This is a genomic window from Halarchaeum acidiphilum MH1-52-1, assembly GCF_000474235.1.
GTDB classification, from domain to species: Archaea; Halobacteriota; Halobacteria; order Halobacteriales; family Halobacteriaceae; genus Halarchaeum; species Halarchaeum acidiphilum.
Genome location: NZ_BATA01000030.1, coordinates 1 through 20,126, shown reverse-complemented (window position 1 = coordinate 20,126; position 20,126 = coordinate 1). Strand labels below are relative to the sequence as shown.

Sequence of the window (20,126 nt, the reverse complement as noted above, 5' to 3'; positions counted from 1 at the left end):
AGTAGGCTAGTATACTCAGTTGTCGGAACGTCTCGACAATAGAGGGCGAGCGGTTAGAAGCCGTCTCGGAATATGGCGAGGAGCACGGCGGCGGCCCCTATCGCTCCAGGGGCGAGCCAAGGGAGGATGGTTGCGACCGTATGAGTGAGAGCACGTTGCTGTGGATAAAACTCGTCGCCCGGCTCAAGGGCGGCGGGCGACGAAAGGAGTGCGTCGAAGATGACGATAACGACCAGTACCATGATGATCGTCCCAATCGCTCCTACAATGAATTGTGTGATACGGTCTCCGCTCATACTGAAAATAGCGGTTTAGACGACAAAACAATTCTGTAAGGCAAAGTAGCATGGATCCGCTCACTGTATCGGTCCCCACCGAAGAGCGGAAACCGCTACAGGAGGCGAGTCAGACGTTGTCGAGATACCCCCTCCGCTGTTCCAGCTTCACCTCCGCGGACCGCTGATCGTAGTGTTCGTCGAGCACATCACGGCTGACGTTCATCCTGTCGCCGACAATCTCCACGGGCACGTCCTGACTCAGAAAGTGCGTGATGCTCCCCCGTCTGATAGCGTGCGGGTTCAGCGATTCCTCGCACTTCCGTTCCTTGCCTTCCTCACAGTTCGGACACTCCTCACCTCGGAAATGGGGAGCAGTCACGTCGTAGACGAGCATCCGAAGGGTGTTCCGATGCATCCGTCCCTCGCTCGTTGTCAGGAGGGGTTCTCGTCCGTACTCATCGGTGATCTCATTCCGCCGGTTCTCGACGTATTCCGCGAGCAGATCGGCCAGCTCCGACGTGATTGCCACAGGACGTTCGCCGCCTTTTCCGTTCTTGAGCGGTGTGTCCTCGTCGGGCCGGTGTTTCAGCCAGATCACTTCCTCCTCGAAGTCGATGTCATCGATGTCGATGGACTCTGCCGCTCCGATCCGCATTCCCGTCTCCCAGAGAAGGGCGATGGCGACGTGCTCGATGGAGGCGAGGTGGTACTTCGAGAGGTAGTCCAGCAGTTCCTGTGCTTCGTCCGCGTCCATCATTTCCTCACGGTGGCGCTCGCCGTGGCCGACGTTCGGGAGCATGATCTTGTCGTAGAGGTTCTCGGGGACGGCTTCGATGGATCCGCACCACTTCAGGAACACGCGCAGTGAGCACATGTGGTTTCGCAGTGTCGTCTTCTCCAGGTTCTTGGAGTCATGGCGCCACATCCGCCAGCGCTGGATGTCGCGGCCGGTCAGCTCGTTCATGTTGTCGATGCCTTCCTCCTCGCACCACTGGACGAAGTACTGCATCCGGTAGCGGTAGTTCCGGACGGTCGCGTCCGCGCAGGACGTCTCCTTGTGGTCGAGGAACAGCTCGAACGCTTCGCGGGGCTCGATGGGCTCGAGTTCGTCTCTCTTGTCTGTCATGGGATGTCACAGAACCATCAGAGACGGTCTAAAAGGCCCGAGAACAGACGCGTTCGAACCTTGTGCGCCTCAGACAATCCCCGCCCCGACCCATCGTTTTCCGAGACTCCTCGTGCTCGTCGCTCCCGTTCACCCCTCGATCGGTTCATGCGACGTCCGGTATCGCTTCGCTTCGCGTTCGATGTCGCGCACGCGATAGAGGCGGATGTCGCGTTCGCGTTTGGTCTTCACGGGGGTGTCGTAGTGGGTGGCGTCGTAGTCGAAGGACGCCTCGGTGTCGCGGACGAACTCGCGGTGGCGTTCGAGGCGGTCGCGGGCGACGTCGGCGGTGAACTCTTCGATGCCGTGGAGGCGGTCGTCGAAGCCGTCGACGAGGCCGGCGTCGAGTTCGTAGCCGACGGAGGCGCGCGCGGCGGCCATCGCGGCGAGCGTGGTCGTTCCCGTCCCCCAGAATGGATCGAGGACGGTGTCGCCACGCACGCTGAACATGTTGATGAGGCGATACGGGATCTCGATGGGGTAGGCGGCGGAGCGCTCGCGATCGCCGTGGGCGGCGGGGAGGGACTGGCGTCGCCCGCGGACGTCGCTCCAGACGTCGCTGAACCACCGGTTGCGTTCCTCCCAGAAGTACGCGGCGGCGTAGCGGTCGGGATCGTGCGGCGGGAAGTCGCGGGGTTCGTCGCCGTTGCGGAGGACGAGGAGGTGTTCGTGTTCGAGGGTGACGTAGGCGTTCGGCGGGAGGGTGCCGCTGCCCATGAACTTCGCGGCGGTGTTCGTGGCTTGCGCCAGAGGACGCTCGGGAGCGGCGTGAAACCGCGGTCGACGAACGCGTCGGCGACGCGTGCGTGGTTGCGGTAGACGCGATAGTCCGCGATCGTGCGGGTGGCGTCGCCGACGTTGAGGCAGGCGATGCCGCCGGGGGCGAGGACGCGAGCGACCTCGTCCCAGACGTCGTCGAGGACGCCGTGCATGGCTTCGTATGCGCGCTGTCCGTCACCTGCGTCGAGGGCGTCGCCGACCGCGGGGTCGCTCTCACGAAAGAGGTCGTCCCACATCTCGACCATCGGGTAGGGCGGGGACGTGACGACGAGGTCGACGGCGTCGTCGTCGAGGGCGGCGAGGTCCCGCGCGTCGGCGGCGACGACGCGGTGGGTGGTCTCCATGGTATCGCGTGGCAGTTCCGGGAAATTAACGGTTCGGTTGCGTCGTCACCGACGCGCGCCGGGTTCGGGCTTCTCCCAGTCGAGGACGCCGACGACGTCGCGGAGGAGCCAGAGGACGAGCAGGTAGGCGACGACGACGACGATGACGACGAGTCCGCCGAGCGCGGTGAGCGCGCCGTAGTAGAACATCGCGTACGCGGTGGTCGGGTCGCTCGCTCGGAGGACGACCCCGGTTCCGGCGACGGCGAACCCGGCGAGCCAGAGCAGACAGCCGAGGGCGCTGACGACGGCGAGCGCGGGGTGAGCGAACCGGTGGAAGAACCCGGGGAGGCGACGCTCCGCGGTGTCAGCCGGCATACTGGTGCGTGAGCGTGCGGACACCTTTAACCCTCTGGGTCGGATGGCTCTAGTCATAGTGGCCCAGAACACCCCTCCGGGTGGGCCGTAGCGCGGCGCGATTCCGTTTCCCGCGAGGCGTCCTCGCCCGTCCGGTCGGCGCGGGCTCGACGAGACCGACTGAGAGACACGATCCATGACGACACCCCCGCCGACCGACCGCGCGCCGGATCCCCTCGCGGACGCGTCCCTCTATCAGTCGTTCGTGCACGACGCGTCCGATCCGGTCGTCGTGATCGCGCCCGACGGGACCGTCGTCGACGCCAGCGACGATATCGGCGCGGTCGTCGACCGAGACCCGGCGGCGCTCCGCGGCGACCCCTTCGCGACCGTTCTCACCGACGCCGAACCGGGCGAGGGGTACGAGCGCCTGCGCGAGCGGTCCGACGCTCCGGACGCGGACGTCGCGTGGGGCGACGCGTCCCTCCCCGTTCGCACCGAACACGGCCCGACGTCCGTTCTCTTCGACGTCCACGCCTTCGAGGTCGATGAAACGCAGTATCTCGCCGCGACCTGTCGGGTCTCGGAGCCGCCAGCGGTCGCGGATCGCGAACTCCGGCGGCTCCGCGCGGAGCGCGAACGTGTCGAACGCGTCGACGCGCTCGTCCGTGACGTCACGCGCGCCACCGTCGACGCCGACGATCGCCGCGCCATCGAACGCGTCGTCTGCGAACGCACCACCGATCCCGACCCGCACGCCTTCGCGTGGTTCGGCCGCCCGCGCCTCGCGTCGTCCGCGGTCGAACCCGTCGCGTGGGCCGGCTCCGGACCCGGCTCGCCAGAGGGGTATCTGGACGTCGTCGAGGTGAGGACCGACGACTCCGCGGCCGGTCGCGGGCCGGCGGGCCGCGCGCTCGACACGACCGACGTGACGACGGTCACGGACGTCCGGGACGCGCCGCGCTTCGGTCCGTGGCGCGAGGCGGCTCTCGATCACGGCTTCCGCTCGACCGCGGCCGTCCCCGTCGCCCTCGACGGGACGGTGTACGGCGTCCTCTGCCTCTACGCGACCGAAACGGACGCGTTCGACGGCGTGGCGGATGCCCTCGACGACGTCGGACGGATCGTCGCGAAGGCCATCCGTTCGAGCGAGCAGCGGACCCTCCTCTACGCCGACACGCTCCTCGAACTCGAACTGCGCGTCACGTCCGGCGCTCGGCTCGTCGAAGCGACGGGGGATCTCGGGTGTACGCTGTCCCTCGAAGGCTTCGTTCCGAGCGGCGACGGGCGCTCCATGCTCTACGTCGGTGTTGCTGACTGCGCGCCCGCGCGCGTCCTCGACGCCCTCGCCGACGCGCCCTCGCACGCGCGAGTCGTCCGGGGGACGGGGGACGGCGGGCTGCTCGAACTCTCCTTCGAGGGCGACGACATCGTGTCGACGCTCGCGGCCGCGGGCGCCCGCGTCGATACCGCGACCGTCGCGGGCGGTGAAGCGCGCTTCGTCGTCCAGACCGCTCCGGACGCGGACGTGCGCGGTCTCGTCGATCACGTCCGCCGGCGCTACCCGGACGCCGACCTCGTCTCGAAGCGCGAGATCGAGCGCCAACCGGAGGCGACCGCCTCCGTCCGCGACGACGTCCGCGATCGACTCACCGATCGCCAACACACCGCGCTCCGGACGGCGTACCACGCGGGCTACCTCGAGTGGCCCCGTGAGTCCAGCGGCGAGGCGATCGCGGAGACGATGGATGTCTCCCCGCCCACCTTCTATCAGCACTTCCGCGCCGGCGAGCGCACGCTCTTCGGTGCGTTCTTCGAGTGAGAGCGCCGTCGCTCGCCGGCGTAAAAAACGAAAACGCGAGAGACGGATCGAAGCCCGCTTAGAGCAGGTCTTCGACGTTGTCGGCGACCTCCTCGGGGGTGTCGCCGACGGGGACGCCCGCGTCGTTGAGGGCGTCGATCTTGGACTCCGCCGTGCCCGTCCCGCTACCGGAGACGATGGCGCCGGCGTGGCCCATGCGCTTGCCCGGCGGCGCGGTGCGGCCCGCGATGAAGCCCGCGACGGGCGTGTCCATGTGTTCCGCGATGTACGCGGCGGCCTCCTCCTCGTCCTCGCCGCCGATCTCACCGCACATGACGACGGCGTCCGTCTCGGGATCGTTCTCGAACGCTTCGAGCGCGTCGATGAACGACGTGCCGATGATCGGGTCGCCGCCGATGCCGATGGCGGTGGTCTGGCCGATGCCACGCTGCGTGAGGGAGTCGACGACTTGGTAGGTCAGGGTGCCGGAGCGCGAGACGAGACCGACGTTCCCCTCGGAGAAGATGTTCCCCGGGAGGATGCCGAGCTTCGACTCGCCGGGCGTGATGATGCCCGGACAGTTCGGTCCCTGCAGGCGCGTGTCGGTCTCCGTGAGGCGCTTGTTGACCTTCGCCATGTCCTGCGTCGGGATGCCCTCCGTGATGGCGACGACGAGGTCGAGGTCGGTGTCGAGCGCCTCGAAGATGGCGTCCCCGGCGAACGCGGGCGGGACGAAGACGACGGAGGCGTCGGCGTCCTCCGCCTCGACGGCCTCCTCGACGGTGTCGTAGACCGGGACGCCGGCGACTTCCTGCCCGCCCTTGCCGGGCGAGGTGCCGGCGACGACGTTCGTCCCGTACTCGATCATCTGCTTCGTGTGGAATTTGCCCTCGCCGCCCGTGATGCCCTGCACGACGACGCGGGTGTCTTCGTCGACTAGAATGCTCATTGTTCGTCCTCCGCGTATTCGACGGTGCGCTGGACGGCACCTTCGAGGGTTTCTTCGACCGTGACGAGCTCGTCGTTCAGGATCTCGCGACCCTCCTCGGCGTTCGTCCCGGCGAGCCGCACGACGACGGGCTTCGGGATCTGGTCGAACTGCCCGAGGGCCTCGTTGATGCCCTTCGCGACCTCGTCACCGCGCGTGATGCCGCCGAAGATGTTGAAGACGACGGCGTCGACGTTCTCGTCGCTGAACACCATGTCGAGGGCGTTCGTGACGCGCTCGGCCTTCGCGCCGCCGCCGATGTCGAGGAAGTTCGCGGGCTCGCCGCCGTAGTAGTCGACGAGGTCGAGCGTCGTCATGACGAGACCCGCGCCGTTGCCGATGATGCCGACGTTGCCGTCGAGACGAACGTAGTCGAAGCCGTACTCGTTGGCCTTGGCTTCGAGGTCGTCCTCCGCGGCCTCGTCCTCCATCTCCGCGAGATCGGCGTGACGGAAGAGCGCGTCGTCGTCCACGTTGAGAACGGCGTCGGCCGCGATGACCTCGTCGTCCTCGGTGATCATCAGCGGGTTGATCTCGGCGTCGCTGGCGTCGGTGTCCTCCCAGAGGTCGTAGAGGGTCGTGAGGACGCTCGCGACGTCGCGCGCGACCTCCTTCGGGACGCCGGCGTCGTAGACGGCCTTACGGGCCTGATAGGGATGCATGCCGAACGCCGGATCGATGTGCTCGCGGGCGATGGCCTCGGGGTCCTCCGCGGCCACCTCCTCGATGTCGACACCGCCCTGCGTGGAGACCATCGCGACGGGCTGGCCCGCGCCGCGATCCATCGTCACGCCCACGTAGAGTTCGTTCTTGAAGTCGACGGCGCCCTCGACGAGCACCTTCTCGACCGTGTAGCCCTTGAGGTCCATCCCGAGGATGTCCTCGGCGGCCTCGCGGGCCTCGGTCTCGTCCTCCGCGAGCAAGATGCCGCCGGCCTTCCCGCGTCCGCCGACGTGGACCTGTGCCTTCACCGCGACCGGATATCCGATCTCCTCGGCCTGCTCGACGACCTCCTCGACGGTGGTCGCGAGCGCGGACGGGGGCGTCGGAATACCCGCGTCGGCGAAGACGTCCTTCGCCTGATATTCATGCAGCCTCATGTGTAACTCGTCTCGTAGGTTCCCGAGTCGGTGAGTTAGTAGTATCGGAACTGTACGGGAACGTTCCGCACTCGCTACGTGTCCCCATCGATCCGTTTCGCGTTGTTCGTTATCATCACCCACTCAGCGTAGAACCCGACGAGCGTACACTCCGGACAGACGTACGCGGCGACGGCGCGGCGGCCGACGCCCAGTGCGCCCCGCAGGCCGTCGCCGCAGGCGGATCCGGTCGCTCGTCCCCGTCGTGTCGTACGCCGTTTCGTCCATCGGGACCGCGCAGTCGGGACACTCGCGCATACGCCCCGCGACGCGGGGACCACACTTATTCGGTGGTCCCGAGGCACTGCGGGTCGAGGGCGTACCGACGCCCGAGTCCGGTCACGGGAGCATGTTCAACGCAACACCGGGCGCGTCCTCGTCCGCTCACCGCCCTGCTCGCGGACGGCCGCCTGAGCCGCCGTGAAACGTACGCTTATTATGGTGGACACGACACCTCGTGAGTGGACATGGCACAACGAGAGACGTGGACATCACGCGTCGGGTTCATCTTCGCCGCGGTCGGTAGCGCAGTGGGGTTGGGGAACATCTGGTCGTTCCCGTTCCAAACGGCGTCGAACGGCGGGGCGGCATTCCTCGTCGTCTACCTGCTCGCGGTCTTCCTCATCGGGTTCCCGACGATGCTCATCGAGTTCGTCATCGGGCGCCGGTCGAAACAGAACGCCGTCTCCGCGTTCTCGGAACTCGGATACGGGAACTGGACGTTCGCGGGCGTCATCGGGGTCTTCGCGTCGTTCATCACGCTCTCCTTCTACAGCGTCGTCGGCGGCTGGGTCCTCAACTACATCGTCGGCAGCGTCACCGGCGGCTACCTCGGTGACGCCAGCACCTTCTTCGGGTCCGTCTCCTCGGGGACGGTCGCCGTCGCCGCGCACGCCGTCTTCATGGCGATCACGATCGCGATCGTCGCGGGCGGCGTCGCGGACGGCATCGAGCGCGCGACCAAGTTCATGATCCCGGCCATCCTCGTCCTGCTCGCCGGTCTCGCCGTCTGGGGGTCCACCCTCTCCGGCGCGTCGGCCGGCTACGCGTACTACCTCTCGCCGGATTTCGGCGTCATCGCGACCAACTTCACGTCCATCGTCCCGTCGGCGATGGGGCAGGCGTTCTTCACGCTCTCGCTCGGCTTCGGCGTGATGGTCGCGTACGCCTCCTATCTCGGCCGCGACGATAGCCTCCCGGGGGACAGCGCGATCATCGTCGTGCTGAACACGATCGTCGCGCTCCTCGCCGGCTTCGCCGTCTTCCCGATCCTCGCCGCGACGGACGCGCTCACCGGCTCGACGGGCGCGGGCACGGCGTTCGTCGCCCTCGCGGGCGCGTTCGGCCAGCTCCCGGCCGGCCGGATCATCGGGTTCGTCTTCTTCGTCGTCCTGCTGTTCGCCGCGCTCTCCTCCTCGATCAGCCTGCTGGAGGCGCCGGCGTCCTACGTCGTGGACAGCTACGATACCGAGCGCTGGAAGGTCGCGGTCGGCGTCGGCGTCGTCGCGTTCCTCCTCGGTATCGTGCCGGCGTACGGCTACGTCGGGCTGTTCAACGACTTCGTGTTCAACATCCTCCTCCCGATCGCGGTGCTGTTCATCGCGCTCTTCGCCGGGTGGATCTACGGGGGGGAGGCCGTCGACGAACTCGGACGCGGCACCTCGCTCGGACGGGGCGCGATGACCGCGTGGCTCTGGTGGGTGCGCGTCGTCGTCCCCATCGTCGTCGCGTACACGCTCTGGCTCGGCGTGACAAACTTCTACGCGGGCCTCGTGAACGGCGCGTACTTCTAGCGGGGAGCACGCCGACCGCGTCGTTTGCGGCCGGTGCTGCCGGTTCCCGCCCCTCTCGGTTACGAAACCCTCTTGAGCACCTGCACGCTACGGCGTCCCATGACACGAGAGACGTGGAAGACACGCGCGGGGTTCATCCTCGCCGCGGTCGGTTCGGCGGTCGGACTCGGGAACGTCTGGCGATTCCCGTGGATGACCGCGCAGAACGGCGGTAGCGCCTTCCTCCTCCTCTATCTCGCGATCGTACTGCTCGTCGGCGTCCCCGGTCTCCTCGGGGCGTTCGTCATCGGCCGCCGCTCGAAGCGCAACCCCGTCGGCGCGCTCCGATCGCTCTCCGACGGCTCGCGTTGGTGGGCGGCGTTCGGGATGTTCGCCGTCGTCACCACCCTCCTCTTGGTGTCGTTCTACAGCGTCGTCGGCGGCTGGTTCGTCCGCTACACCGCCGCGTCGGTCACCGGGAGCTACTTCGGCCACGCCGGCGCGTACTTCTCCGCGATCAACTACGGTCCCGCGGCGCTCGCGTTCGCGTTCGTCTTCCTCGCCGCGACCGCCGCCATCGTCTACGCGGGCGTCGAGAAGGGCATCGAGCGCGCGACGAAGGTGATGATGCCCGCCATCGTCGTCCTCCTCGCCGCGCTCGCCGCGTGGACGTTCACCCGCGACGGCGCGGGCGCGGGTCTCGACTTCTACCTCACCCCGGACGTCGCCTACCTCCGGGCGCACTTCTTCGACATCCTCCCCGCCGCCGTCGGGCAGGCGCTCTTCACCCTCTCGCTCGGCACGGGAACCATGATCACGTACGCCTCCTACCTCGGCGACGAGCGCTCGCTGGCCGCCGACGCCGCGACCATCGCCGTTCTCAACACGGCCATCGGCGTCCTCGCGGGCCTGCTCGTCTTCCCGCTGCTCTTCAGCTTCGGTCTCGACGTCGGGAGCGGCGGCGCGGGCGCCGTCTTCGTCTCCGTCGCGAGCGCGTTCGCGTCGCTCGGGACGGTCGGCCGCCTCCTCGGCGTCGTCTTCTTCGCGGTCGTCCTGCTCGCCGCGCTCTCCTCCTCGATCAGCATGCTGGAGATCCCCGTCGCCTACCTCGTCGACGAGCACGGCGTCTCGCGGGCGAAGGCGACCGCGGGCGTCGCCTGTCTCGTCGCGATCGGCGCCGCGGCCTGCGCGCTCTCCTCGTCCGTCTTCGGCCTGCTCGCCAACACGCTCGTCAACCTCCTCATGACCGCCGGACTCTGCGGCTTCCTCCTCTTCGTCGGCTGGGTGCTCGGATCGCGCGCCCTCGACGAGTACCGGGCGGGCGCGGGCGACGTCGCGCGCGCCGTCGACGGCCCGTGGCTCCTCTTCGTCGGCGTCCTCATCCCGGTCTTCCTCCTGTTCACGCTCTTCACGAGCGTCGCGTCGGCGCTCGGCGTCCCGCTCGGGACGCACGTCCTCGGCGTCGGTCTCGGCGGGTCGGCCGTCGCGCTCGTCGCCGCGATCGTCGTCACCGCGCTCGCCGTCGCCGGTCTCCGCCGGCCCGGCTCGCTCGTCTGAACCGCGCGGTATCCCCGTCGTTCGGTGTCGGTGTCCTTTTGACGACGACCGGTGAAACGGGATTCAACAGATGACGATGGACGAGCGCATCGAGGAGTTGCGCGAGCGCAAACGCCGCGCCGAGAAGGGGGGCGGCGAGGCCCGCATCGAGTCCCAACACGAGAAGGGCAAGATGACGGCGCGCGAGCGCATCGACTACTTCCTCGACGACGGGACGTTCCGCGAGTTCGACGCGCTGCGCACGCACCGCTCGCACAACTTCGGGATGGAGGAGAACAGACTCCCCGGTGACGGCGTCGTCACGGGCTACGGCGAGGTCGACGGGAGAAAGACGTTCGTCTTCGCCCACGACTTCACGGCCTTCGGCGGGTCGCTCGGCGAGGTCTTCTGCGAGAAGGTCTGCAAGGTCATGGACAAGGCGATGGAGGTCGGCGCGCCCGTCATCGGTCTCAACGACTCCGCGGGCGCCCGGATTCAGGAGGGCGTCGAGTCCCTCGGCGGCGTCGGCGAGATCTTCCACAAGAACCAACAGGCGAGCGGCGTGATCCCGCAGATCTCGGCGATCATGGGACCGTGCGCCGGCGGCGCGGTCTACTCGCCCGCGCTCACCGACTTCGTCTTCATGGTGAAGGAGACGAGCCACATGTTCATCACCGGACCCGACGTCATCGAGACCGTCACCGGCGAGGAGGTCGGCTTCGACGAGTTAGGGGGCGCGACCGCGCACACCTCGACCTCCGGCGTCGCGCACTTCGCCGAGGAGTCGGAGGAGCAGGCCCTCGATGACATCAAGCGCCTCCTCAGCTATCTCCCGCAGAATAACGTCGAGGACCCCCCGCGCGTCGAGCCGTGGGACGATCCCGAGCGTCGGCCCGAGGAGGTGGAGACCATCGTCCCGGACGAGCCGCGAAAGCCGTACGACGCGACGGACGTCGTCGAGGCGGTGACGGACGAAGGCTCCTTCTTCGAGGTGCAGGCGGAGTTCGCGAAGAACCTCGTCGTCGGCTTCGCGCGCCTCGACGGCCGCTCGGTGGGCGTCGTCGCGAACCAACCGCGCGTGAACGCGGGCACGCTCGACATCGACGCCTCCGAGAAGGCGAGTCGCTTCGTGCGCTTCTGCGACTCCTTTAACGTCCCCATCGTCTCCTTCGTGGACGTGCCGGGATTCCTCCCCGGCACCGACCAAGAACACGACGGCATCATCCGCCACGGCGCCAAGCTCCTCTACGCGTACTCGGAAGCGAGCGTCCCCCTCCTGACCGTCATCACGCGCAAGGCCTACGGCGGCGCGTACGACGTGATGGCCTCGAAGCACCTCGGCGCGGACGTCAACTACGCGTGGCCCACGGCCGAGATCGCCGTCATGGGCCCGCGCGGCGCCGTCAACGTCCTCTACCGGAACGAGCTGGCGGAGGCCGACGACGAGGCGGAACTCCGCGACGCGCTCGTCGAGGAGTACAGAGAAGAGTTCGCGAACCCCTACACGGCCGCCGATCGGGGATTCCTCGACGACGTGATCGAGCCGGCGGACACCCGGAAACGACTCATCGACGACCTCGAAATGCTCTCGACGAAGCGCGAGGACGGTCCCTCGAAGAAACACGGGAACATCCCGCTGTGACACCCTCGCCCGCCCTAAAGGACGGGGCTTCCTGCGCAGCAGGAACGCCCGTCGCGGAGGTTTCGGAACTATCCTCCACGGCCCTCAAGCGGATAGTTCGTATCCATCGGAACCGTGGCGTTCCAAGGCCCTGTCACCGGGGCTCCCATCTTCGGCCGTGTCATCGGCGCACGGTTTCTCGGTGCGACTCTCACAACCGAAGTCGAAGCGGTGGCCCGCTTCGCGCTGGATTTGTGCCGTGCACGACACAGCCGTGCAAATCCTACTTTGGCATGAACCGACTTCATTCCACCGGAGAGGTGCTGTATAGTGCGATGAACGCGATTCCTCCCCGCCCCAAGGGGAGGGATTTCCTCGCTACAGCAAGATGAACGTGGACGTGAGCGTCGACGTCCCCGCGCACGCGAGCGACGCCGAGGCGGCCGCGATCGTCGCGGCCGTGAGCGCCTACCTCGACGAGGAGCGCGCCGCGCTCGCCGCCGCGGCCGCCGCGAGCGACGAGGGGGAGACGTGGGACGGCGCGAAGTGGCGCTTCGCCGGGCGTCTGGAGGCGACGGGCGGCCACGGCGGGCGACGCGTCCCGGACGGCGCGCCGACGGACGCGTGGAGCGCGGCCGGCCGAGCCGAGCGATTCTGAGGTGACCTACACGCTCCCGAGGATGCCGCCGGTCCGCAGGACGAAGTAGCCCGCGAAGAGGAGGGCGAGCGCCCACTGGCCGAGATGGACGTCGTCGCGCTCGCCGGCGAACGCCTTCATGACGGGGTAGGCGATGACGCCGGCGGCGATGCCGTACGCGATGGAGTAGGTGAACGGCATGACGATGATCGTGAGGCCGGCGGGCACGGCGTGCGTGGGGTCGCGCCAGTCGACCTCGCTGACGTTGCCGAGCATGAGGACGGCGACGACGACGAGGGCGATGTGGCTCGCGTACTGCGGGATGGCGGCGGCGACCGGGACGAACGCGACCGCGGCGAAGAACCCGAGCGCGACGACGAGCGCGGTCATCCCGGTGCGTCCGCCCTCCTCGATGCCGGTCGCGGACTCGACGTAGGTGGTGACGGTGGAGGTGCCGAGCATTCCCCCGACGGTGGTGCCGACGGCGTCCGCCATCAGCGGCTCGTCCATGTCGGGGAGGTCCCCGTCCTCGTCCAGCAGGCCGCCGACTTGACCGACGCGACGAGCGTGCCCGCGGTTTCGAGGAAGTCCACGAAGAAGAACGTGAGGACGACGAGCGTGAACGCGAGCGCGTCGAGATCCCGCAGGCCGGTGACGAACGCGCCGACGAGCGGCGAGACGTCCCACGTCGGCGCGGGGAGGCTGGGGGCGAGCGGAACGGACGCGTGCGGGCTGGCGACGCCGAGCGCGGCGGCGGCGTAGCCGAGGACGCTCGTGACGAGGACGCCGACGACGATGCTGCCGGTGACGCCGCGGACGTAGAGACCGAACGTGAGGAAGAGTCCGAGCACGCTGAGGATCGCCACGGGATCGGACGCGACGGCACCGAGCGTGAGGAGCGTCGAGGGGTCGGCGACGACGACGAACGTCTTCTCGAGACCGATGATGGCGAGGAAGAGTCCGAGCGCCGCGCCGACGGCGAACTTGACGGGTTCGGGGAAGAGCTTGATGACGTACTCGCGGGCGCCGACGAGCGTGAGCGCGATGAAGAGGACGCCCTCGACGACGATGGCGGCGAGCGCGGTCTGCCACGGGACGCCCATCGCGCCCACGACGGTGAACGCGAAGAAGGCGTTGAGTCCCATGCCGGGTGCGAGACCGAACGGCCGGTTCGCGTAGAACGCCATCACGAGCGTCGCGACGCCCGCGGAGAGCGCGGTGACGACGGCGATCATCTGGAGGGTCGCGGCGTCGCCCGCGCCCGTGTCGATGGCGGAGACGAGGATGGCGGGATTGACGACGACGATGTACGACATCGTGAGGAACGTCGTGAGACCGGCGACGATCTCGGTCCGGAGGTCGGTGTCGTGCGCCTCGAAGTCGAAGACGTCGGCGAGTCGGTCGCTGAGAGTCATGCCCCTCCGCCGGGAGCGGCCACGCGGGTATAGGGATGTCGTCTCGACGGACGCGTCACCGACGATCGTCGATAGCACGAATCGACACGCTAAGGTGGCCGCTGGCGGAAGGCGTGAGTATGTTCGAGAAGGTGCTCGTCGCGAACCGGGGTGAGATCGCCGTTCGCGTGATGCGGGCATGCGAGGACCTCGGCGTCGAGACGGTCGCGGTCTACTCCGAGGCCGACAAGCACTCGGGGCACGTCCGGTACGCGGACGAGGCCTACCGCGTGGGTCCGGCCCGCGCCGCCGAGTCGTATCTCGACGGGGAGACCATCGTCGCGGCCGCGAAGGAGTCCGGCGCGGACGCTATCCACCCGGGATACGGCTTCCTCGCGGAGAACGCCGATTTCGCCGAGCGCGTCGAGGACGCGGCGGGCGTGACGTGGATCGGTCCCGGCGCCGACGCGATGCGCCGACTCGGCGAGAAGACGGGCGCGCGCGAGGTGATGGACGCCGCGGACGTGCCGATCGTCCCCGGAACGACCGATCCCGTCACCGACCCCGCGGAGGTCCGCGCGTTCGGCGACGAGCACGGCTACCCCGTCGCGATCAAGGCCGAGGGGGGCGGCGGTGGGCGCGGGATGAAGGTCGTCGAGGACGAGCGCGAGATCGAGGCGCAACTCGACGCCGCGAAACGGGAGGGGGAGGCCTACTTCGGGAACGACTCCGTCTACCTCGAACGCTACCTCGCGGACCCGAAGCACATCGAGGTGCAGGTGCTCGCGGACGCGCGCGGGAACGTCCGACACCTCGGCGAGCGCGATTGCTCCCTCCAGCGACGCCACCAGAAGGTCATCGAGGAGGGACCGAGTCCCACGCTCGACGACGATCTGCGTGATGAGATCCGCGAGGCCGCGCGCCGCGGCGTCGCGGCCGCCGACTACGTGAACGCGGGCACCGTCGAGTTCCTCGTCTCCGGGGGCGAGTTCTACTTCCTCGAAGTGAACACCCGGATTCAGGTCGAGCACACGGTGACGGAGGAGATCACGGGCGTCGACATCGTGAAGTGGCAGCTGCGGGTCGCCGCCGGCGAGGAACTCGACTTCGCCCAAGACGACCTCGCCGTCGAGGGGCACGCGATGGAGTTCCGGATCAACGCCGAGAACGCCGCGGACGACTTCGCGCCCGCGACCGGCGGCACGCTCGAAACGTACGACCCGCCGGGCGGGATCGGCGTTCGCGTCGACGACGCGCTCCGGCAGGGCGACGACCTCGTGACGGACTACGACTCGATGATCGCGAAGCTGATCGTCTCCGGCGCCGACCGCGAGGAGTGTCTCGCGCGGGCGACGCGCGCGCTCGCCGAGTACGACGTCGAGGGCGTCGTCACGATCCTCCCCTTCCACCGCCTGATGCTCGAGGACGAGACGTTCCTCGCCGGCGCGCACACGACGACGTACCTCGACGAGCGCTTCGACGAGACGCGCCTCCTCGACGCCCAGAAGCGCTGGGGGAGCGAGGCGAGCGCCGCGGGCGACGCGGGCGACGAGTCGACCGAGCGCGAGTTCACCGTCGAGGTGAACGGCGAGCGATTCGAAGTCACCCTCGAAGCGCACGACGCGCCCGATCTCGGCGACGTCGACCTCGACGCGGTCGGCGACACAGGCGGTGCCGGCGATACCGCCCGGCCCGACTACGCGGGCGACGAGGAATCGGAGACGGTCGTCGAGGGCGGCGGCGAGACCGTCGCGGCCGAGATGCAGGGGACGATCCTCTCCGTCGAGGTCGAGGCGGGCGACGTCGTCGAACCGGGCGACGTCCTCGTCGTGCTTGAGGCGATGAAGATGGAGAACGACGTCGTCGCCTCCCACGGCGGCACCGTCTCGGACGTCGCCGTCGCGGAGGGCGATAGCGTCGACATGGACGAGACGCTCGTCGTCATCGAATGACGGTGCGCACGCCGGACGACTCTTTTGGGCGTATCACCTATCGCGACGCATGAACGAGACGCGCCGCGCGGTCCTCGACGCGCTCGCGGACGGCCCGGTCTCCGGCCCCGATCTCGCCGAGCGCCTCGGCGTCTCCCGGGCCGCGGTCTGGAAGCACGTCGAGGCGCTGCGCGACGCCGGCTTCGAGATCGGGAGCGAGCGCGCCGGCTACGTCCTCGATTCGATCCCCGAGTACGGCGGTCTCGCCGTCGAGTACGGCTGTGAAGCGCCGTTCGAGATCGAGTACCACGACAGCGTCGCGAGCACGAACGCTCGCGCGCGCGACCTCGCGACTGAGGGCGCGAGCGACGTCGTCGTCCTCGCGGACGAGCAGACGGGCGGACGCGGGCGCCTCGATCGCGCGTGGTCGTCGCCGTCCGGCGGCGTCTGGCTGAGCGCCGTCTGTCGACCCGCCCTTCCGCCGGCGCGCGCGACCCTGCTCACCGTCGCGGCGAGCGCCGCGGCCTGCGGCGCCGTCCGCGAGGCCGGCGTCGACGCGCGGATCAAGTGGCCGAACGACCTCCTCGTCCCGGACGCGGACTACGAGCGCGGCGGGCGGAAGCTCGCGGGCATCCTCACCGAGATGGAGGGCGAGGCCGGGCGCGTCTCGTGGGTCGTCGTCGGGATCGGTCTGAACGCGAACGTCGCAGTCGACGACCTGCCCGCGGACGCGACGAGCCTCCTCGCAGAACGCGACGGCGAGCCGGTGTCGCGTCGCCGCCTCGTTCAGCGCCTCCTCGAACGCTTCGACGACCTGCGCGACGACCCGGCGGCCGCCCGCGAGGCGTGGCGCGCGCACGCCGCGACGCTCGGGCGGCGCGTGCGCGTCACGCTCCCCTCCGAGACGATCGTCGGCGAGGCCGTGGACGTGACCGACGTCGGCGCGCTCGTCGTCGAGACCGGGGACGAGCGACGCGTCGTCACCGCCGGCGACTGCGAGCACCTGCGGCCGGCCTGAGCGGTGCGACGTCCGCCGGTCTGAGCGGTCCGAGTCCGGTACCGCGCGGACGCGACGGCGGGATCGAGAGCTGTGGTCGCGTGGAGCACGCGATAGACGTCAGGTCGCGTGGAGCACGCGATAGACGTCAGGTCGCGTGGAGCACGCGCCGCACGTCGCTCGCGCTCGCACGCCGGACCGCGGCGCGGACGGGGTCGCGATAGCCCGCGAGGTTGTGCGAGTCGCCGTCGAGCACGAGGAGGTTCGCGTCCCGCCCCTCCTCGATCAGTCCGTCGTTTCGTCCGGCGATCTCCGCGCCGGCGGTCGTCGCCATCCGCAACACCTCGACCGCCGTCACGTCGTAGCGTTTCGCCGCGTAGGCCATCTCGCGGAACATCGACGGCGAGTTCAACATCACGTTGTCCGTGCCGAGCGCGACCGTCGCGTGTTCGAGGAGTTCGGGGACATCCGGAAGGCCGACGTCCGTCACGAGGTTGGAACGCGGGCAGACGGCGATCGGCGTGTCGGCGTCCGCGACCCGTTCGAGGTGCTCGTCGTCGGCGTGGACCATGTGGACGAGCAGATCCGGGTCGAGGTCGAGCGCGGGGTGGATGTCCGTCTCGTCGACCTCGCCCGCGTGAATCGCGAAGGGCTTGTCGGCGTCGCGGGCGCGCCCGCGCTCGACCGTGAAGTCCGCGTCGTTCGCGCCGCTCGCGCCGTACCCGTCCGCGACGTCGAGGACGTCCGGGTCATCGCGTCCGAACGCGATCGCGTCGACGTCGACGCCGGCCGCGGCCTCACGTAGGGCCTCGACGCCCGCGACGCCGCCCTCGCGGAACTCGAGCGTCGCCGCGGTGCCCGATTCTGCCATGTACTGGAGCGAGCGACGCATCCCGGCGACGAGCTCGCGCTGGTCGGCCTCGCGGAGCAATCGGTGTTTCAGGCCGTCCGGGGGCGCGACGAGTTCTTCCAGCGAGAGGCCGCGCCCCGCGTCCTTCGCGATCGAGTCGCCGAGGTGCGTGTGGGCGTTCACGAACGCTGGGAGTACGATATCGTCGCTCGCCACGCTCGCCTCCTCCACGGCGACGATTTCGCCACTCTCGACGACGACGCGCCCCTCCACGGTCTCGAAGTCGCGGCCCGCGAGGATCGTGCCCGCTATCTCCATGGCGGATGTGTGGACCCGACGGGCTTAGTTCTCCCCGAAATCGGAGCGTCCGAGCGTCCCCCCGACGTGCGTCCCATCGACGCGATCGCGACCCTGCTCGTCGGCCGGTCGGCCGTCACTCGAACTCGTCCAGACTGTACTGCCCCCGCGTCGTCTCGCTGACGAGCGCGCCGTCGATGTCGAGACCGAGGACGTCGACGGCGGCGCGGCCGACGGTCTCGACGTCGTCGGCGGGCGCGTAGACGCCGAGGCGCCACTGCTCGCGCTGGGCCATCTGGAGGGCGCGCACGAGCGTTGACTGCTCGTCGAGACGCCGCACGTCGCCGTTGACGAGGACGCGCGAGTCCGACTCGCGCATCGTCGGGCGCGAGCGGACGTCGAGGAGGACGGCGTCGCGATCGACGTCGGTGCGCGCGGCGATTTCGCGCTCGTACGCTCGGATCTCGCCACGGTCGGCGTCGAGTACCGGGTCGTCGCCGAAGGGGTCGTCCGTCACGTCGGCCATCTCCGCCCAGACGGCCCGCTTGTAGAGGGCGCGACGGTCGAGGCGCCGGGCGATGTCGGCGCTCGCCTCGCAGTCGCGCAAGGCCGTCCGGAGCGCGGGATCGTCCATCCGCCGGAGCGTCTCGGGCGTGCTGTCCGTCGTGGCGAGCAGGCGCTCGACGGCGCGTCTGAGCATCGCCGTCGAGATGCGCGCGACGTGGTGGTTGTAGACGGTGGGATTCATCAGGGCGCGCGCGAGCAGGAGCGACTCGGCGGTCTGGACGTTCCCCTCGTCGAGGACGAGCGCGCCGTCGTGGAGGGTGAGCCCGCGGACGAGGCGACCGTGATCGATGGTGCCGTAGGGGACGCCGGTGTGGTGGGCGTCGCGGACGAGGTAGTCCATCCGATCGACGTCGAGTTCGCCCGCGACGATCCCGGCGAGATCGCCCTCGCCGCGGACCATCGCCGCGACGCGCGCGGGATCGAGACCGTGATCCCCGAGGACTCGTGCCACCTCGCCGGCCGCGAGCAGGTCGTCCACGTCGTCGTGGTACTTCCCGGTGCGCTCGTGGATCAGCCCCTCGATCGCGTGGCTGAACGGGCCGTGGCCGATGTCGTGGAGGATCGCGGCGGCGCGAGTGCGCGTGGCGCGGACGCCGCTCACGTCGAGGCTGTCGAGCGCCTCGCACGCGAGGTGGTAGACGCCGAGGCTGTGCTCGAAGCGGGTGTGGTTCGCGGAGGGATAGACGAGGTTCGCGGTGCCGAGCTGCTGGACGCGCCGGAGGCGCTGGACCGGCGGCGTGTCGAGGAGGGCGTCCGCGACGCCCGAGACCTCGATGTGGTCGTGGACGCTGTCCTTGATCGTCGTCACGGCTCGAGGTTCGCGCGCCACCCTACAAAAGCGGACGGGGGTAGCCCGCGGATCGACAGTTTATACCCGAGCGCGTCCCGAGCACTGGTCGTGCGACACACGGAGACGATCGCCGCCCTCTGCCTCGTCGCGCTCGTCGCCCTCGCGGGCTGCAGCGCGATCTCCGGGCCCGGAAACGGGAGCGGCAACACGACGACGAACGCGGCCGACAAGCCCTACCAGACACCGTTGAACGGGACGCAGATCGACCGGCAACACGCGTCCATCCTCCGGGACGCGGGGAGCTTCACGTACCAGACCCACACCACGGCGAACTACGCCAACGGAACGGCGTCTCAATCGGTCACCATCAAGTCCGACCTCGACTCGGGCGCGCATCTCCTCCGCGTCGCTCAGGGACCGCAGGACTCGCAAGTCTACGAGGGTCCGAACGGCACGGCCTATACGCGCCTCGCAGTCGGGAACCGGACGAGCTACATCAACGGTTCGCTGCGTCGCGTCGATCCGACCGCGCTGGTCTCCCCGGGCGTCGCGAACGCCACGGAGCGCGCGAACTTCACGTACAACGGGACGACGACGGCCGATGGGACCACGCTCTACACGTACGTCGGTCACCCCTCGACGCTCAACCTCGCGAACGCCTCGGCGCTCGGGAACGTCTCGAGCGCGGCGAACATCACCGTCCAACTCGGGATCACCGCCGACGGTCTCGTCCAGCAGCGTCGCTACCACATCGACACGTCGAGAACCTCGCTCGACGCCACCATCTCGTACGCGGCCGTCGGATCGACCGACCCGACGCCGGCGTGGCTGAACGAGGCCCGCCAGCGCTTCGCGAACCAGTCGGCGTCGAACGAGACGGCCACGACGACCACGTCGAACGCG

The 20,126-nt window shown here is 68.9% G+C and carries 15 protein-coding genes and 2 pseudogenes; 8 read left to right on the top strand and 9 right to left on the bottom strand.

Going from position 1 to position 20,126, the window contains the following annotated elements:
- Nucleotides 1-53: 53 nt before the first annotated feature.
- The 4 genes and pseudogenes from AOZ13_RS07040 to AOZ13_RS07025 all read right to left on the bottom strand — a co-directional run bounded on the left by AOZ13_RS07040 (nucleotide 54) and on the right by AOZ13_RS07025 (nucleotide 2,924).
- A complete protein-coding gene (locus AOZ13_RS07040) occupies nucleotides 54-296 on the bottom strand; it encodes a hypothetical protein (protein WP_020221122.1) in 243 nt (80 codons plus the stop codon).
- A 109-nt stretch (nucleotides 297-405) separates the two neighbouring features.
- Nucleotides 406-1,404, bottom strand: coding sequence for a tyrosine-type recombinase/integrase (locus AOZ13_RS07035; protein ID WP_020221121.1), 999 nt, complete (start codon nucleotides 1,402-1,404; stop codon nucleotides 406-408).
- 129 nt (nucleotides 1,405-1,533) lie between these two features.
- Nucleotides 1,534-2,567: pseudogene (locus tag AOZ13_RS07030) on the bottom strand (DNA-methyltransferase).
- Between the two features lie 45 nt (nucleotides 2,568-2,612).
- Nucleotides 2,613-2,924: a hypothetical protein gene (locus AOZ13_RS07025; RefSeq protein WP_020221118.1), complete on the bottom strand. Its 312-nt coding sequence runs from the start codon at nucleotides 2,922-2,924 to the stop codon at nucleotides 2,613-2,615.
- 175 nt (nucleotides 2,925-3,099) lie between these two features.
- Between AOZ13_RS07025 and AOZ13_RS07020 the strand changes: the two genes are divergently transcribed.
- Nucleotides 3,100-4,725: a bacterio-opsin activator domain-containing protein gene (locus tag AOZ13_RS07020; protein WP_049933947.1), complete on the top strand. Its 1,626-nt coding sequence runs from the start codon at nucleotides 3,100-3,102 to the stop codon at nucleotides 4,723-4,725.
- A 58-nt stretch (nucleotides 4,726-4,783) separates the two neighbouring features.
- Here the strand turns inward: AOZ13_RS07020 and sucD are convergent, their stop codons facing one another.
- Both sucD and sucC read right to left on the bottom strand, forming a co-directional pair.
- Complete coding sequence (gene sucD / locus AOZ13_RS07015) at nucleotides 4,784-5,653, bottom strand: succinate--CoA ligase subunit alpha (protein ID WP_020221745.1); 870 nt, start codon at nucleotides 5,651-5,653, stop codon at nucleotides 4,784-4,786.
- Nucleotides 5,650-6,792, bottom strand: coding sequence for an ADP-forming succinate--CoA ligase subunit beta (sucC, locus tag AOZ13_RS07010; protein WP_020221746.1), 1,143 nt, complete (start codon nucleotides 6,790-6,792; stop codon nucleotides 5,650-5,652). The genes sucD and sucC overlap by 4 nt, the downstream gene beginning before the upstream one ends.
- Nucleotides 6,793-7,298: 506 nt before the next feature.
- Between sucC and AOZ13_RS07005 the strand changes: the two genes are divergently transcribed.
- The 4 genes from AOZ13_RS07005 to AOZ13_RS06990 all read left to right on the top strand — a co-directional run bounded on the left by AOZ13_RS07005 (nucleotide 7,299) and on the right by AOZ13_RS06990 (nucleotide 12,418).
- Nucleotides 7,299-8,624 (top strand): sodium-dependent transporter, encoded by a 1,326-nt coding sequence (locus AOZ13_RS07005; protein WP_049933952.1) that lies wholly within the window; start codon nucleotides 7,299-7,301, stop codon nucleotides 8,622-8,624.
- A gap of 99 nt (nucleotides 8,625-8,723) precedes the next feature.
- Nucleotides 8,724-10,160 (top strand): sodium-dependent transporter, encoded by a 1,437-nt coding sequence (locus AOZ13_RS07000; RefSeq protein ID WP_021780184.1) that lies wholly within the window; start codon nucleotides 8,724-8,726, stop codon nucleotides 10,158-10,160.
- Nucleotides 10,161-10,236: 76 nt separating this feature from the next.
- On the top strand, nucleotides 10,237-11,781 hold the full coding sequence (locus AOZ13_RS06995) for an acyl-CoA carboxylase subunit beta (protein WP_021780183.1): 1,545 nt from the start codon (nucleotides 10,237-10,239) through the stop codon (nucleotides 11,779-11,781).
- A 379-nt stretch (nucleotides 11,782-12,160) separates the two neighbouring features.
- Nucleotides 12,161-12,418 carry an acc operon protein gene (locus tag AOZ13_RS06990; protein ID WP_394324677.1) on the top strand — a complete coding sequence of 86 codons (258 nt, stop codon included), beginning with the start codon at nucleotides 12,161-12,163 and terminating at the stop codon, nucleotides 12,416-12,418.
- A 6-nt stretch (nucleotides 12,419-12,424) separates the two neighbouring features.
- On the opposite strand, the pseudogene AOZ13_RS06985 reads toward AOZ13_RS06990, so the two are convergent.
- A pseudogene (locus AOZ13_RS06985) lies at nucleotides 12,425-13,812 on the bottom strand (NCS2 family permease).
- Between the two features lie 119 nt (nucleotides 13,813-13,931).
- Here AOZ13_RS06985 and AOZ13_RS06980 point away from each other — a divergent pair.
- Both AOZ13_RS06980 and AOZ13_RS06975 read left to right on the top strand, forming a co-directional pair.
- Nucleotides 13,932-15,743, top strand: a complete 1,812-nt coding sequence (locus AOZ13_RS06980; RefSeq protein WP_021780179.1) for an acetyl-CoA carboxylase biotin carboxylase subunit — start codon at nucleotides 13,932-13,934, stop codon at nucleotides 15,741-15,743.
- A gap of 49 nt (nucleotides 15,744-15,792) precedes the next feature.
- The gene (locus AOZ13_RS06975; protein ID WP_021780178.1) at nucleotides 15,793-16,740 is read left to right on the top strand and encodes a biotin--[acetyl-CoA-carboxylase] ligase; all 948 of its coding nucleotides are present in this window, start codon (nucleotides 15,793-15,795) and stop codon (nucleotides 16,738-16,740) included.
- 127 nt (nucleotides 16,741-16,867) lie between these two features.
- On the opposite strand, the gene AOZ13_RS06970 is transcribed toward AOZ13_RS06975, so the two are convergent.
- Nucleotides 16,868-17,887, bottom strand: coding sequence for an amidohydrolase family protein (locus AOZ13_RS06970; RefSeq protein WP_021780177.1), 1,020 nt, complete (start codon nucleotides 17,885-17,887; stop codon nucleotides 16,868-16,870).
- 115 nt (nucleotides 17,888-18,002) lie between these two features.
- The gene (locus AOZ13_RS06965) at nucleotides 18,003-19,241 is read right to left on the bottom strand and encodes an HD domain-containing protein (RefSeq protein ID WP_049933945.1); all 1,239 of its coding nucleotides are present in this window, start codon (nucleotides 19,239-19,241) and stop codon (nucleotides 18,003-18,005) included.
- 90 nt (nucleotides 19,242-19,331) lie between these two features.
- Here AOZ13_RS06965 and AOZ13_RS06960 point away from each other — a divergent pair.
- The coding region (locus AOZ13_RS06960; RefSeq protein ID WP_049933944.1) for a DUF7537 family lipoprotein at nucleotides 19,332-20,126 on the top strand (795 nt) is incomplete at its 3' end.